Source organism: Actinoallomurus vinaceus (assembly GCF_039542055.1).
In the GTDB taxonomy this organism is placed as follows: domain Bacteria; phylum Actinomycetota; class Actinomycetes; order Streptosporangiales; family Streptosporangiaceae; genus Actinoallomurus; species Actinoallomurus vinaceus.
In genome coordinates this window covers 1-14,291 of the sequence record NZ_BAABHK010000022.1, presented here as the reverse complement: position 1 = coordinate 14,291, position 14,291 = coordinate 1, and the positions used below count along the sequence as shown (strand labels likewise).

The 14,291-nt window shown below is 70.4% G+C and carries 11 protein-coding genes; 10 read left to right on the top strand and 1 reads right to left on the bottom strand.

What is annotated here, in order from left to right; genetic code table 11:
• Positions 1-116: 116 nt before the first annotated feature.
• From ABEA24_RS46920 to ABEA24_RS46890, 7 genes are read left to right on the top strand one after another with little or no spacing between them, the layout of a single operon-like run.
• On the top strand, positions 117-1,139 hold the full coding sequence (locus ABEA24_RS46920; RefSeq protein ID WP_345441585.1) for a PfkB family carbohydrate kinase: 1,023 nt from the start codon (positions 117-119) through the stop codon (positions 1,137-1,139).
• Between the two features lie 2 nt (positions 1,140-1,141).
• Positions 1,142-2,431 carry a type 2 periplasmic-binding domain-containing protein gene (locus ABEA24_RS46915; protein WP_345441583.1) on the top strand — a complete coding sequence of 430 codons (1,290 nt, stop codon included), beginning with the start codon at positions 1,142-1,144 and terminating at the stop codon, positions 2,429-2,431.
• Complete coding sequence (locus tag ABEA24_RS46910; RefSeq protein ID WP_345441580.1) at positions 2,432-3,376, top strand: carbohydrate ABC transporter permease; 945 nt, start codon at positions 2,432-2,434, stop codon at positions 3,374-3,376.
• Complete coding sequence (locus ABEA24_RS46905; protein ID WP_345441576.1) at positions 3,373-4,284, top strand: carbohydrate ABC transporter permease; 912 nt, start codon at positions 3,373-3,375, stop codon at positions 4,282-4,284. Before ABEA24_RS46910 ends, ABEA24_RS46905 begins: the two co-directional genes overlap by 4 nt.
• Complete coding sequence (locus tag ABEA24_RS46900; protein WP_345441573.1) at positions 4,277-7,213, top strand: glycoside hydrolase family 2 TIM barrel-domain containing protein; 2,937 nt, start codon at positions 4,277-4,279, stop codon at positions 7,211-7,213. The genes ABEA24_RS46905 and ABEA24_RS46900 overlap by 8 nt, the downstream gene beginning before the upstream one ends.
• Complete coding sequence (locus tag ABEA24_RS46895) at positions 7,210-8,112, top strand: sugar phosphate isomerase/epimerase family protein (RefSeq protein WP_345441570.1); 903 nt, start codon at positions 7,210-7,212, stop codon at positions 8,110-8,112. Before ABEA24_RS46900 ends, ABEA24_RS46895 begins: the two co-directional genes overlap by 4 nt.
• Positions 8,109-9,281 (top strand): Gfo/Idh/MocA family protein, encoded by a 1,173-nt coding sequence (locus ABEA24_RS46890; RefSeq protein ID WP_345441567.1) that lies wholly within the window; start codon positions 8,109-8,111, stop codon positions 9,279-9,281. Before ABEA24_RS46895 ends, ABEA24_RS46890 begins: the two co-directional genes overlap by 4 nt.
• Positions 9,282-9,317: 36 nt before the next feature.
• Here the strand turns inward: ABEA24_RS46890 and ABEA24_RS46885 are convergent, their stop codons facing one another.
• A complete protein-coding gene (locus ABEA24_RS46885; RefSeq protein WP_345441564.1) occupies positions 9,318-9,842 on the bottom strand; it encodes a MarR family transcriptional regulator in 525 nt (174 codons plus the stop codon).
• A gap of 177 nt (positions 9,843-10,019) precedes the next feature.
• On the opposite strand from ABEA24_RS46885, the gene icmF reads away from it, so the two are divergent.
• The 3 genes from icmF to ABEA24_RS46870 all read left to right on the top strand — a co-directional run.
• The gene (icmF, locus tag ABEA24_RS46880) at positions 10,020-13,256 is read left to right on the top strand and encodes a fused isobutyryl-CoA mutase/GTPase IcmF (protein ID WP_345441561.1); all 3,237 of its coding nucleotides are present in this window, start codon (positions 10,020-10,022) and stop codon (positions 13,254-13,256) included.
• 22 nt (positions 13,257-13,278) lie between these two features.
• The gene (locus tag ABEA24_RS46875) at positions 13,279-14,145 is read left to right on the top strand and encodes a 3-hydroxybutyryl-CoA dehydrogenase (protein WP_345441558.1); all 867 of its coding nucleotides are present in this window, start codon (positions 13,279-13,281) and stop codon (positions 14,143-14,145) included.
• Positions 14,145-14,291: acyl-CoA dehydrogenase family protein (locus ABEA24_RS46870; RefSeq protein ID WP_345441825.1), on the top strand; the 147-nt coding region annotated here is incomplete at its 3' end. The genes ABEA24_RS46875 and ABEA24_RS46870, both read left to right, overlap by 1 nt.

The window sequence follows — 14,291 nt, the reverse complement described above, 5'->3', positions numbered from 1 at the left end:
CTAGACCCAAGTCGCGCAAAGATGAAAATTTCCCGTCAAACTCTTGCGCGCCTGTGCGCAGTTCGTCACGATGCTGCGTATTCGAAACCCCGTACCCCCACTTCAAGGTCATTTCGATGGACGACTCCGGCAGTGCACGAACGGATCGTGGCGGGCGAACGAACGCTGCCCTCCACGCGGACGGCGTCGACGTCTTCGTCTCCGGGCTGCTGTTCCACGACCTGGTGCTGACCGGCCTGGACCGGCCGCCCAAGCCGGGCACGGAGACGTGGACCACCGGCATGGGCGCGGGCCCCGGCGGCATCGCCAACTTCGCGGTCACGCTCGCTCGCCTGGGCCTGCGCGTCGGGATGGCGGCGGCGTTCGGCGACGACCGGCACGGCCGGGACTGCTGGGAGACCCTCGACGCCGAAGGGGTCGACCTGTCCTGGTCCCGGCGGTTCGTCGACTGGACCACGCCCGTGACGGTCTCGCTCGCCTATGACGGCGACCGCGCCCTCGTCAGCCACGGCACGACACCGCCGGACCTGCCCGTCGCCCCGCCGCGGGCCCGCGCGACCGTGCTGCACGTCGGGCCCGAGCCGATTCCCTGGCTCGACGGCGCCGGCCTGGGCCTGATCTTCGCCGACCTCGGCTGGGACCCCTCCGGGCAGTGGGCGCCGGACGTCCTCGTCCGGCTCGCCCGCTACCACGCCTTCCTGCCCAACGAATGGGAGGCGATGGCCTACACCCGCACCGACAGCCCGGAGGCCGCCGTCGCACGGCTGGCCGAGTTCGTGCCGCTCGCCGTCGTCACCCGCGGCGCCGACGGCGTGATCGCCATCGACGGATCCACCGGTGAGACCGCGTCGGTGACCGGGCTCCCCGTCGACGCGGTGGACCCGACCGGGGCCGGTGACGTGTTCGGCGCGAGCCTCGTCGCCGCCACGCTCGCCGGCTGGCCGCTCGCCGACCGGCTGCGCTTCGCCAACCTGTCCGCCGCGCTGTCGCTCCAGCGGCCCGGCGGATCCCTGTCCGCGCCCGGCTGGGCCGGGATCGCCGCCTGGTGGCGCTCCGTCCGCTCCTCTCCCGGCGACCCGCGGATCCTCCGCGACTACGCGTTCCTCGCCGACGTCATCCCCACCCTCGAAGGGGCCTGAAAATGGAACTCACCCGCAGAAGACTGCTCCAGGCCGGCCTGCTCACCGGCGCGGGGCTCGCCGCGAGCGCCTGTGGCAGCGGCTCCGGTGCCGCCTCGGCCAGCCTGGCCGGCAAGAAGATGGCCGTCTGGGTCTGGGACGGCTGCATCAGCCCGAACGTCCTCAAGGACGCGGTCGCCCACTTCACCCAGACCAAGCTGACCCCGTCCGTCATCGGGGGTGATTTCAAGCAGAAGCTGGTCACGACCATGACCAGCCGCGCGTTCCTGCCGTCGATCACCGGCGTCAAGGGCGAGGACATCGCGACGTTCAAGGGCAACTACGCCGAGCAGTTCGTCGACCTCAACACTCTCGGCGCCGACAAGATCGCCTCACAGTACGTGGCGTGGAAGCTGAAGCAGGCCACGACCAAGGACGGCAAGCTCCTCGGCCTGCCGATCGACATCGGCCCCTGCGCGCTGTTCTACCGGCACGACATCTTCGCCAAGGCCGGGCTGCCGACCGAACCCGACGCCGTGTCCGCGGCCATGTCCACCTGGGACGACTACTTCGCGGCCGGGGTGAAGCTCAAGAAGGCCAACCCGAAGTCCTTCATCATCGACGACGGCACCTCGCCGTTCACGTACACGATCCAGCAGGGCACCAAGCGGTTCATCGACGAGAACAACCACTTCATCGGCGACCAGGCCCACATCCGCGCGGCCTGGGACCGGTCGATCAAGGCCATGCAGCTCGGCATCGTGGCGCCCTTCGCGGATCCGGGCAGCACCGACTCGAACGCCGCCTACAACAACGGTGTGTTCGCCAGCTCGGTCGGAGCCGCCTGGCACTACCTCGACCTCGTGCAGGCGGCCCCCAAGACCTCGGGCAAGTGGCGGGTGGCCACGATGCCGGGCGGGCCGGCCAACTTCGGCGGCTCGTTCCTCACCATTCCGGCGCAGGGCGGTGACCACAAGCTCGCCTTCGAGATCATCACCTGGCTGCTCAACCCGCAGAACGAGGCCCGGACCTGGGTCGACAACGGCAACTTCGCCGCCAACACGGGGAGCTACACCCTGCCCGCGATGACCGCGCCGGTCCCCTTCTTCGGCGGCCAGAAGGCGATCGAGATCTTCGCGCCCGCCGCACAGAAGATCCAGGCCCAGTACGAGGCGCCGGCCGACGCCGCGGTCTCCGACCCGTTCCAGTCGGAGCTGAAGAACGTCTGGGCGAAGAAGAAGGACCCGGAGAAGGCCTGGTCGGACGCGGTGAGCACCGCGAAGCAGATCGCCCAGCGCCAGGGCGTGAACTAGATGGCAGCCCCCCAGGCCGCCGTCAAGGGACCGGGCAGGAAGAGAGCGGTTGTCACGTTCTGGCCGCAGTACCTGGCGATCTCCCCGTTCTACGTGCTCTTCGCCGTGTTCATGCTGGGCCCGGTGCTGTTCTCGCTCTACCTGGCATTCCACAAGTGGGACGGCCTGGGCCCCATGCACTACACCGGGCTGCAGAACTTCCGGTTCCTGGTCAAGGACAGCCTCTTCTGGCAGTCGCTGACCAACACGTTCGCGATCTGGTTCCTGTCGACCGTGCCGATGCTGTTCCTGGCGCTGGTCCTCGCGGCCATGCTGAACGCGTCGGTACGGTTCGGCGGCTTCTACCGGGTCGCGTACTTCGTCCCCAACGTGACCTCGCTCGTGGCCGTCGCGATCTTCTTCGGCTCGGTGTTCGCCAACCAGGTCGGCCTGATCAACGACGTCCTCAGGTGGTTGCACATCCCGGCGGTCGGCTGGATGACCGGCAGCTTCACGGTCAAGCTGGTCATCGCGTCTCTGATCACCTGGCAGTGGACGGGTTACAACGCGATCATCTACCTGGCCGGCATGCAGGCGATCGACTCCGAGCTGTACGAGGCCGCCCGGATCGACGGCGCGGGGCCGGTGCAGTGTTTCCGCCGCATCACGATCCCGCAGCTGCGCCCGATCATCCTGTTCACGGTCATCATGTCGGCCATCGGCAGCATGCAGACCTTTACTGAACCGCAGGTGCTCTTCGGCAGCACCGACGCGACCAACCCCGACACCGGCGGTCCCGGCCACGCGGGCCTGACCACCGTCCTGTACCTGTACCGCGAGGCGTTCGACTTCAACCAGTACGGGTACGGCGCCGCGATCGCCTGGGCGCTCTTCCTCGTCATCCTGCTGTTCACCGCGATCAATTGGGGCATGGTGACGCGTTTCGGGAGAAGGAGGGCCGGATGAGTCAGGCGGTGAGCGACAAGAGCATTCCCGCCACCCGAGTCGGCCGGGCGGAGCGGGCGAGAAGGGCGAACCAGCGCGCCGGGGCCAGGAGACGGGTCCAGCGGATCGCCCTGCATCTCCTGCTGCTGGCCGGCGTGCTGGTGTCGATGTTCCCGTTCTACTGGACGGCGGTGATGGCCACCAACACGACGGAGGACATGTACCGCAACCCGCCGGCGCTGGTCCCCGGGACGCATCTGCTCCACAACGTCCACCGGGTCTTCCAGAACATCGACTTCCTGGGATCGCTGCTCAACACGGTCATCGTGTCCAGCGCGACGACCCTCCTGGTGCTCTTCATCGACTCGCTCGCGGCGTTCACGTTCGCCAAGTTCGAGTTCCCGGGGAACCGGATGCTGTTCCGGTTCCTGCTGCTGACCCTCATGCTGCCCGCCCAGCTGTCCCTCATCCCGCGCTTCGTCCTCATGGTGCAGATCCACTGGGCGGGAACGCTGAACTCGCTCATCTTCCCCGGGGTGGCCAACGCGTTCGGCATCTTCTGGATGCGTCAGTACATCCAGGGCGCCGTACCCGACGAGCTGCTCCAGGCCGCCCGTCTCGACGGCTGCGGGTTCATGCGGCAGTACTGGCACGTCGCGCTGCCCGCCGTCCGGCCCGCCCTGGCCTTTCTCGGCATCTACACCTTCATCACGACCTGGAACGACTACGCCTGGCCGCTGATCGCGCTGATCAATCCGAAGAAGGTCACCCTGCAGGTGGCGCTCGCCCAGCTCAACACCGCGCACCACACCGACTACAGCATGGTGATGGCGGGAACACTACTCGCCGTGCTCCCGCTCGTAGTGGTCTTCATCCTGTTCGCCCGGCAGTTCATCCGCGACGTCATGAAGGGGGCGCTGCGTGGTTGAGCGCCCGTGGGCGTTCCCGGAGCTCACCGGGACGGGGCGGCTGCGGATGCACGCGCTGCGGCCGGCCGCCGCCCTCCCCCTGGACGGGCGCTGGCGCTTCCAGCTGCTGCCCTCGCCCGAGGCCGCCGTGACCGCCGACTGGGAGGAGGCCGACGTCCCGGGCTGCTGGACGATGGGCGGCACCGATGACCTGCCGCAGTACACGAACTTCCAGATGCCCTGGCCGGGCCTGCCGCCGAACCCGCCGGCGGCGAACCCGACCGGCGTGTACGAACGCGAGGTCGCCGTTCCCGCCGACTGGGCCGGGCGGCGGATCATCCTGCACGTCGGAGCGGCCGAGAGCGTCCTCATCGCCCAGGTCGGTGGGGTCACCGCCGGGATCGGCAAGGACTCCCACCTGGCGAGCGAGTTCGACGTCACCGAGCTCGTCCGGCCGGGGGAGACCACCACGGTCCGGCTCACCGTCGTGAAGTGGTCCGACGCGACCTTCATCGAGGACCAGGACCAGTGGTGGCACGGCGGCATCACCCGCTCGGTCCTCCTCTACTCCACCGATCCGCTGCACCTCGCCGACGTACGGGTCAGGGCGCGCCGCTCCGGAGACCTGCGGGTGGACGTGGACGTACGGTCCGGGCACGGCCCGCTGCCCGGCGGCTGGCGGGTCTCGGCGACCCTGGGCGGGCTCGAGCTGGGGCTGGACACCGCGTACGGCGCCATGCTCGCCGAACGCGACCAGATCTCGACGTGGCAGGGCCGGGTCCGGTTGCGCGGGACCGTGCCGGGCGTCCGGCCCTGGTCGGCCGAGCTTCCCACGCTGTACGACCTGGTCGTACGGCTGCATGACGCCGAGGGGACCGTCACCGACGAGACCACGCTGCGCGTCGGCTTCCGCGACGTCGAGGTCGTCGGCCGCGACCTGCTCGTCAACGGCGAACGCGTCTACATCAGGGGCGTCAACCGGCACGACTTCCACCCGCGGACCGGACGAGTGGTCTCCGAAGCGGACATGCGCGCCGACCTGGTGACCATGAAACGTTTCGGGTTCAACGCGATCCGCACCTCGCACTACCCGAACGACCCGGTGCTGCTCGACCTCGCCGACGAGCTCGGCCTGTACGTGGTGGACGAGGCGAACATCGAGAGCCACGCGTACGCGCGGGAGATCTGTGACGACCCGGCGTACCTGCCCGCGTTCGTCGACCGCGTGTCGAGGATGGCGAGGCGGGACGTGAACCACCCGTGCGTCATCATCTGGTCGCTCGGCAACGAGAGCGACTACGGCGCCAACCACGACGCCGCCGCCGGCTGGCTGCGAGCCTTCGACCCGACGCGGCCGGTCCAGTACGAGGGCGCCATCAAGTACGACTTCGGCAGCGGGCCGGTCAGCGACATCATCTGCCCGATGTACGCCTCCATCGAGGAGATCACCGCACACGCCCGCTCCGGACGGCAGGACCGTCCGCTGATCCTGTGCGAGTACTCCCACGCGATGGGCAACAGCAACGGCACCCTCGCCGACTACTGGGCGGCCATCGAGTCCACGCCCGGCCTGCAGGGCGGCTTCATCTGGGAGTTCTGGGACCACGGCCTGCTCCAGCGCCTCGACGACGGCCGCCCGGCTCAGTGCCAATCCCAACCAACCGACCCCGACCGACCTCCCGGGGGTCCGTACGCCGATGGGGTGGCCGGGCCGGGGTACCGGTGGGCGTACGGCGGCGACTTCGGCGACGAGCCGAACGACGGGAACTTCTGCGCCGACGGCGTCGTCTTTCCCGACCGCACACCGAAACCGGCGATGTACGAGCACCGCGAGCTCGCCGCTCCGCTCCGCCTGACGGCCGACGCCGGGGTGATCCGGGTGCACAATCGCCAGCATTTCCGGGACCTGTCCTGGCTGGCCGCCGAGTGGCGCCTCGACGCCGACGGAGCGGCGGTCCGGACCTTGCCCGCCGAACTGCCGGACGTGCCGCCCGGTGGGTCGGCGCTCCTCACGCCGCCCGCCGCGCTCATCGGCCACCTGCCCGGTGACGGCGAGGTCTGGCTCACCCTTCGGGTGACGGTGCGCGACGACCAGCCGTGGGCGGCGGCCGGCACCACGATGTGCCTGCCCCAGGTACACCTGCGCGCCGAACGGCGCGCCCTGCCGCTTCGGACGAGCGGAACGGTTGGCGGCCCCCCGATCGAGGTCGACCACGACGGGCTGCTGGTCCACCCGCTGCTCGCCGCGCCACCGACGCTCAGCCTGTGGCGGGCGCCCACGGACAACGACCGGCTCGCCGGGCTCGGCGCCCGCTGGGCGGATCAGGGACTGCCGGAACCCGCCCGCGACCCGGTCGACGTCGTACGCGACGGCGACCGGGTCACCGTTCACGCCCGCTACCTCGGCGGCCTGGTCGTCCACGAGCAGTCGTTCACCCCGGTCACCGACGGGATCCTGGTCGAGGAGACCGTCGTGCTCGGCGACGCGCTGACCGACGTCGCGCGGGTCGGCACGGTGTTCGAGACCATCGGCGGGTTCGACCGAGTTTCGTGGTACGGGCAGGGGCCCTGGGAGACCTACCCCGACCGGTGCGCGGGCGGCCCGGTCGGCTCCCATGAGGCCGCGATCGACGAGTTGTTCACCCCGTACCTGCGGCCGCAGGAGAGCGGCGGCCGGCACGGAGTCCGCCGGTTCACGCTCACCGGACCCGCGCACACGCTGCGGGTACGGCTCGACCGGCCACGCCAGGTGAGCTTCACCCGGTACCGCGCGACCGACCTCGCGGCGGCGTCACACCACGACGAGCTGGTGCCACGGCCGGAGTGCGTCGTGCACATCGACGCCGCGCACCGCGGCCTCGGCACGGCGTCCTGCGGTCCCGACACCCTGCCCGCCTTCCTGGTGGGAGCGGGCACCCACCGATGGTCCTGGACTCTGGAGACGACGTGACGGCGAACGACACCATCCGGGTGGCCAGTGCCCCCGTGAACTTCGGCATCTACCGGTCGAACACCACCCTCGGCCCGGACGAACTGCTGGCGAGCATGGCCGACGACGGCTACGACGGCACCGACTCCGGGCCGATCGGCTACCTCGGCGCCGGGCCGGAGCTGGGCGACCGGCTCGCCCGGCACGGGCTCGCGCTGGCCGGCGGCTGGGTCGACCTGCGGTACGGCGACGCCGACGGGTTCGAGGAGGACCTCGAAAAGCTCCGCCGCGCTCTGGAGTGGTTCACCTCCGCGCCGGTGGACGACCCGTGGTTCGCGCCGCGCCCGACGCTGGCCTGCCCGAGCAACCCGGCCCGGTTCGCCCACCCCGGCACCCCGGTACGGCCCGGCGTGCCCGACGCGATGTGGCCGGCGTTCGCGGCCCGCGTGCAGCGCGCCGCCGACGCCTGCCGGGCGGCCGGCCTGGAGCCCGCCTTCCACCAGCACCTCGGCACCGACGTGGAGACCTATGAGGAGGTCGAACGCCTGCTCGAGCTCACCGACGTGGGGATCTGCCTCGACACCGGCCACCTCATGCTGGCCGGCGGGGACCCGTTCCAGGCGCTGAGCGCGTGGGCGGGCCGGATCACCCAGGTGCACGTCAAGGACGCCCGCCACGACCTGCACGCCCAGGCCCGCGCCGACGAGGCGGACCTGACGGAGCTGGTGCGCCGTGGCGGCTTCTGCGCGCTGGGCGAGGGCGACCTCGACGTGCTCGCGTTCGCCCGTGCGCTCAAGAACTCCGGGTACACCGGCTGGGTCGTCGTCGAGCAGGACGCGCCCGCCACCGGCCAGGACCTGGACACCATCCTCGCCGACCAGCGGGCCAACCGGGAGCTGCTGCGGAAGGCCGGGCTGTGAGGGTCAGGATCGCCGTCGCGGGTCTCGGCGTCATCGCGCAGACCGTGCACCTGCCGCTGCTGGAGCGGCTCCGCGACCGGTTCGAACTGACCGCGGTCTGCGACCTGTCGCCCTCGCTCACCGCACGGACGGCCGACCGGTACGGCGTGCCCGGCCGGTACACCGACGTCGAGACGATGCTGGCGGCGGGCGGGTTCGACGCGGTCGCCCTGCTCACCTCCGGCTCGCACGGCCCGGCCGCGGCGTCCGCGCTCCGCCACGGCTACTTCGTGCTGTGCGAGAAGCCGCTGGCCTACACCCGGGCCGAGGCGGCGGACCTCGCCGCGCTCGACGGCGGGCCGGTGCCGAAGCTGATGGTCGGCTACATGAAGCAGTACGACCTGGCGGTCGCGCGTGTCCTCGCGACCAACGTCGCCGCGGGCGCGCAGGCGATCCAGGTGACGGTGCTGCATCCGAGCGACGGCGCGCAGCTGGCGTTCGCCCGGCTGCCCGCGCCGCCGCTGGACGTGCCCGCGGGCACGCTCGCCGCCCTGCGAGCCGCCGACGAGGACCTGCTACGGGCCGCCGTCGGCGATGTTCCGGCGGCGGCGCGTCGGCTCTACACGACGACGCTGAACAGCATCAGCCACGACCTGTCGCTCCTGCGCCTGCTGGCCGGCGGGGTCGCCACCATCGACCATGTCGCGCTCTGGCCCGACCATCCCGGGCGACCGCCCACCCGGTCCACCGCCGTCGCGACGCTCGCGGCCGGTCCGGCCACTGGCGGGCGGTCGGTCGAGCTGGCCGGGACGCTGGGCACGGGCGGCCGGTACACGATCCACTGGCACTTCCTGGCGGACTACCCGGCCTACCGGGAGACGGTGGCGATCCACCACGCCACCGGATCGGCCGAGCTGGTCTTCCCGACGCCGTACCTGCTCGGCGCACCCACCCGGCTGACCCTCGTCGAGGGCGACGGCGGAGCCGAACGGCGCGCGGAGTACGCCGATGTGACACCGTCGTTCGAGAACGAACTGCTCGCCTTCCACGCCATGGTCACCGAGGGCGTGCCGCCGCTCACCGGAGTGGCCGGCGCGACCGACGACATCGTCACGGCACAGCTGGCCGTACGCCACCTCGCGGGGACCGCCACGGGCGGCGAGGCCGCAGAACTCCCCCTGCCGTGGTGATGTCGTCCCGATACCCCGCCTGAGCCGCCCGTCGCGTCACCTCCGTTCAGGGCGAGCGTGCGCGTCCTGGGGGAGGTCGCCGGCCGCGACGCGCAGGGCCAAGAGGCGTTCGGTGATCTCGGCGGCTTCTCCCGGCGTCAGGCCGGGCAGGCCGAACGCGCACTCGTTCAGCGCGGTCGTCGCCTCGCGCGCCGTGGCACGTCCTTCCTCGGTGATCTCGGCGAGCACGACGCGGCGGTCGTCGGGGGAGGGGCGCCGTACGACGAGCCTGCGCTGTTCGAGTCGGCCGATCACGTTGGTGACCGACGCGGGGTGGACCATGAGGCGTCGGCCCATCTTGCCCATCGGCAGGGTGCCGGTGCGGGCCAGGGCCAGGAGCTGCAGCGCCTCATAGGCGGCGAAGGTCAGGGCGTACGGCTTGAGGGCCTCCTCGACCCGGCTGAGCAGGAGCTGCTGCACGCGCATGATCGAGGTCACGGCGGCCATGTGATCCGCGTGTTCCGGCCAGCGCCGCGTCCACTGCCGGTGGGCTTCCGCGATGGGATCGAATGGCTGGGGCACCGGCTCACCGTATGGGAGATCGGCGACGGGTGCGACGGCCGGGCGGTCCGCTGCCCGGCACCTTGACCCGTCCCGAGCGAGACTCTACTTTGGCTTCAAAATATTGGACGTCCAAGTAATTGGATCCGAGCGCCCGGGTGTCCGGCGCTGCGGCATCCGATTCCCGGGGAGGCCATGGTGACCGGATCCACGAACGAGGCGCTGCATCGGCCGGTGCATCCGGTGCGGTTCGTGACGACGGCGGCGTTGTTCGACGGCCACGACGCCGCGATCAACATCATGCGGCGCATCCTGCAGTCCCAGGGTGCCGAGGTGGTCCATCTGGGGCACAACCGGTCGGTGCAGGAGGTCGTCGACGCCGTCGTGGAAGAGGACGCGGCGGGGGTGGCGGTCAGCTCCTACCAGGGCGGTCACGTCGAGTACTTCGAGTACCTGGCCCAGGCGCTGAAGCAGGCGGGCAGGGGACACGTGCGGGTCTACGGCGGTGGCGGCGGCGTCATCGTCGCCGAGGAGATCGCTCGGCTGGCGGACGCGGGCGTGCGTATCTTCTCGCCCGAAGACGGCCAGCGCCTCGGCCTGCCCGGAATGATCAACGAGCTGATCCGCGACTGCGACCTGGACCTGGCCGGCGATCCGGCCCCGACCGAGGCGGTCCTGGCCGGGGAGCGTCGTGCGCTGGCACGCGCCATCACGTGCCTTCAGGACGGCAGGCTCCCCGCGACGGACCGGGAGGCGCTGGCGGCCGCCGCCGGCTCCCGCCGTGTGCCCGTCCTGGGCATCACCGGCACGGGCGGCTCGGGCAAGTCGTCCCTCACCGATGAGCTGGTACGCCGGCTGCGCACCGACCAGCAGGACAAGTTCCGGATCGCGGTCCTGGCGGTCGACCCGACGCGCCGCCGTGGTGGCGGCGCGCTGCTGGGCGACCGGATCCGGATGAACTGCCTCGACGGCGACCATGTCTTCTTCCGTTCGCTGGCCACGCGCGGTGCCCGCGAGCTGCCGGAGAACATCGAAGCCGTGATCGACGCCTGCAAGGCCGCCGGATACGACCTGGTGATCCTGGAGACGCCGGGGATCGGGCAGGGGGACGCGGCGATCGTCCCGTTCGTCGACGTGTCGTTGTACGTGATGACGCCGGAGTTCGGCGCGGCCTCACAGCTCGAGAAGATCGACATGCTGGATTTCGCCGACGTCGTGGCGATCAACAAGTTCGAGCGCCGCGGTGCTGCCGATGCCCTGCGCGACGTGTCCCGGCAGCTGATCCGCAATCGGGAGGCCTTCGGCGCGCGCCCGGAGGACATGCCGGTCTTCGGTACCAGCGCCGCCACGTTCAACGACGACGGCGTGACCGCCCTCTACCGGCATCTGACCGGCCTGCTCGCCGAGCACGGCCTCGTCCTGCAGCCTGGTGTCCTACCGCCGGTGGAGGGCCGTACCTCGACCGGCGCCGCCCAGATCGTCCCGCCGGCCCGCGTACGCTACCTCGCCGATATCGCTGCGACCGTTCGTGGGTACCACGCCGAGACCGCCCGCCAGTGCGCGGCCGTCCGGCGCGCGCAGCGCCTGAGCGAGGTCGCCGCGGAGCTCACCGGCGAACCCGCCGCCGCCGTGACCGAACTCCTCGATCACGCGCGCCGTGACGTCGCCCCCGCCGACGCCGAGCTCATCGAGACCTGGCCGGCCGTCGTCGAGGCGTACTCCGGAGAAGAGCAGGTCGTACGGATCCGGGACAGGGAACTGCGCACGCGCCTGACCCGCGAGTCCCTGTCCGGCAACCACATCCCGCGGGTCGCGCTGCCGCGTTACACCGACCATGGGGAACTGCTGCGGTTCCTGCGCGGGGAGAACCTGCCGGGCCGGTTCCCGTTCACGGCGGGGGTGTTCCCGTTCAAACGGGAGGGAGAGGACCCGGCGCGGATGTTCGCCGGAGAGGGGGACGCCTTCCGGACGAACCGGCGGTTCAAGCTGCTGTCGGCCGACGGCGAGGCGACCCGGTTGTCGACGGCGTTCGACTCGGTCACCCTGTACGGCCGGGACCCGGGGCAGAGTCCGGATGTGTACGGCAAGATCGGCACCTCGGGGGTGTCGATCGCGACGCTGGAGGACATGAAGGCCCTCTACGACGGATTCGATCTGGCCGCCCCGACGACCTCGGTGTCGATGACGATCAACGGACCGGCCCCCACGATCCTGGCGTTCTTCCTCAACACCGCGATCGACCAGGCACTGGACGCCTTCCGGAGTGAACAGGGCCGCGAACCGACCGAACAGGAGACGGTCGATCTCCGGGCCCGTACTCTCGCGACGGTCCGGGGAACGGTGCAGGCCGACATCCTCAAGGAGGACCAGGGGCAGAACACCTGTATCTTCTCGACCGAGTTCAGCCTGCGGATGATGGCCGACATCCAGGAATGGTTCGTCGCCAACAAGGTCCGGAATTTCTACTCGGTCTCCATCTCGGGCTACCACATCGCCGAGGCCGGTGCGAACCCCGTCAGCCAGCTCGCCTTCACCCTCGCCAACGGGTTCACCTACGTGGAGGCCTACCTGGCCCGTGGCATGGACATCGACGACTTCGCGCCCAACCTGTCGTTCTTCTTCTCCAACGGAATGGACCCGGAATACACCGTCCTGGGCCGGGTGGCCCGCCGGATCTGGGCGATCGTGATGCGAGACCGCTACGGCGCGAACGAACGCGCCCAGAAGCTGAAGTACCACGTCCAGACCTCGGGCCGGTCGCTGCACGCCCAGGAGATGGACTTCAACGACATCCGCACCACCTTGCAGGCACTGATCGCCATCTACGACAACTGCAACAGCCTGCACACCAACGCCTACGACGAGGCCGTCACCACGCCCACCGAGGAGTCGGTCCGCAGAGCGCTGGCCATCCAGCTCATCATCAACCGCGAGTGGGGTCTGGCGATGAACGAGAACCCGCTCCAGGGCTCCTTCATCATCGATGAGCTCACCGACCTGGTCGAGGAGGCCGTGCTGACCGAGTTCGACCGGATCAGCGAGCGCGGGGGAGTGCTGGGGGCGATGGAGACCGGCTACCAGCGCGGCCGGATCCAGGACGAGTCGATGCTGTACGAGCAGCGAAAGCACGACGGGACACTGCCCATCATCGGCGTGAACACCTTCCGGAACCCCCACGGTGAGACGGCCGGGGCCGGGCCGGTCGAGCTGGCCCGCGCGACGGAGGCCGAGAAGCGCTCCCAACTGGAGCGGGTCGGCGACTTCCAGAACCGCCACCGCGAGGAGGCGCACGCCGCACTCGAGGCCTTGAAGGACGCCGCCAGGAACGGCGACAACGTGTTCGCCGTGCTGATGGACGCCGCGCGCGTGTGCAGCCTCCAGCAGATCACCGACGCCTTCTTCGAGGTCGGCGGCCAGTACCGCCGCAGTATCTGAGCAGCATCCGACAGGGAGATCCATGAGTGACATCACGCGTGTCGGCGTCATCGGCTGCGGCCTGATGGGGTCCGGCATCGCCGAGGTCTGCGCCCGTTCCGGCCTGGACGTCATCGTCCGGGAGATCGACGAGCCCGCGGCCGAGGCGGGGCGGGCCCGCATCGAGAAATCGATGCGGCGAGCCGTCGACGCCGGCAAGCTGGGCGGCGACGACCGGGACGCCGCGCTGGCCCGGCTGAGCTTCACCACCCGGCTGGACGCCCTGGCCGACCGCGACCTGGTCATCGAGGCCGCCACGGAGAATCCCCAGGTCAAGGCCGCGCTGTTCACCGAACTCGACGCCGTCGTCGAACGACCCGACGCGATCCTGGCGACCAACACCTCGTCGATCCCGATCATCCAGGTCGCCGGTGCCACCACCCGGCCCGCCCAGGTGGTCGGCCTGCACTTCTTCAACCCGGTGCCCGTCCAGCGGCTCGTCGAGGTGATCCCCTCGGTGCTCACGGCCGAGGCCGTGCTCGAGCGCGCCCGCGGCTTCGCCACCGAGGTGCTCGGCAAGACCGCGATCACCGCGCCCGACCGGTCCGGGTTCGTGGTCAACGCCCTGCTCGTGCCCTACCTGCTGTCGGCCGTTCGCATGCTCGAGGCGGGCCACGCCACCTCCGAGGACATCGACACCGGCATGACACTCGGCTGCGCGCATCCGATGGGCCCGCTGCGCCTGTGCGACCTGATCGGCCTGGACACCCTCGTCTCGGTCGCCGAGTCGCTGTACGAGGAGTTCAAAGAGCCCCTGTACGCCGCCCCGCCCCTGCTGCGGCGCATGGTCGACGCCGGCCTGCTCGGCCGCAAGAGCGCCCGCGGCTTCTACGACTATCAGGAGAAGTGATGACCGACGTCCCCGTCTTCGAACTCTCTGAAGAGCACCAGATGCTCCGCGAGACGGTGCGCTCGCTGGCCGATGACAAGATCGCTCCGCGGGCGGCGGAGACCGACGAGTCCGGGGAGTTCCCCCAGGCGGTCTACGACGCGCTC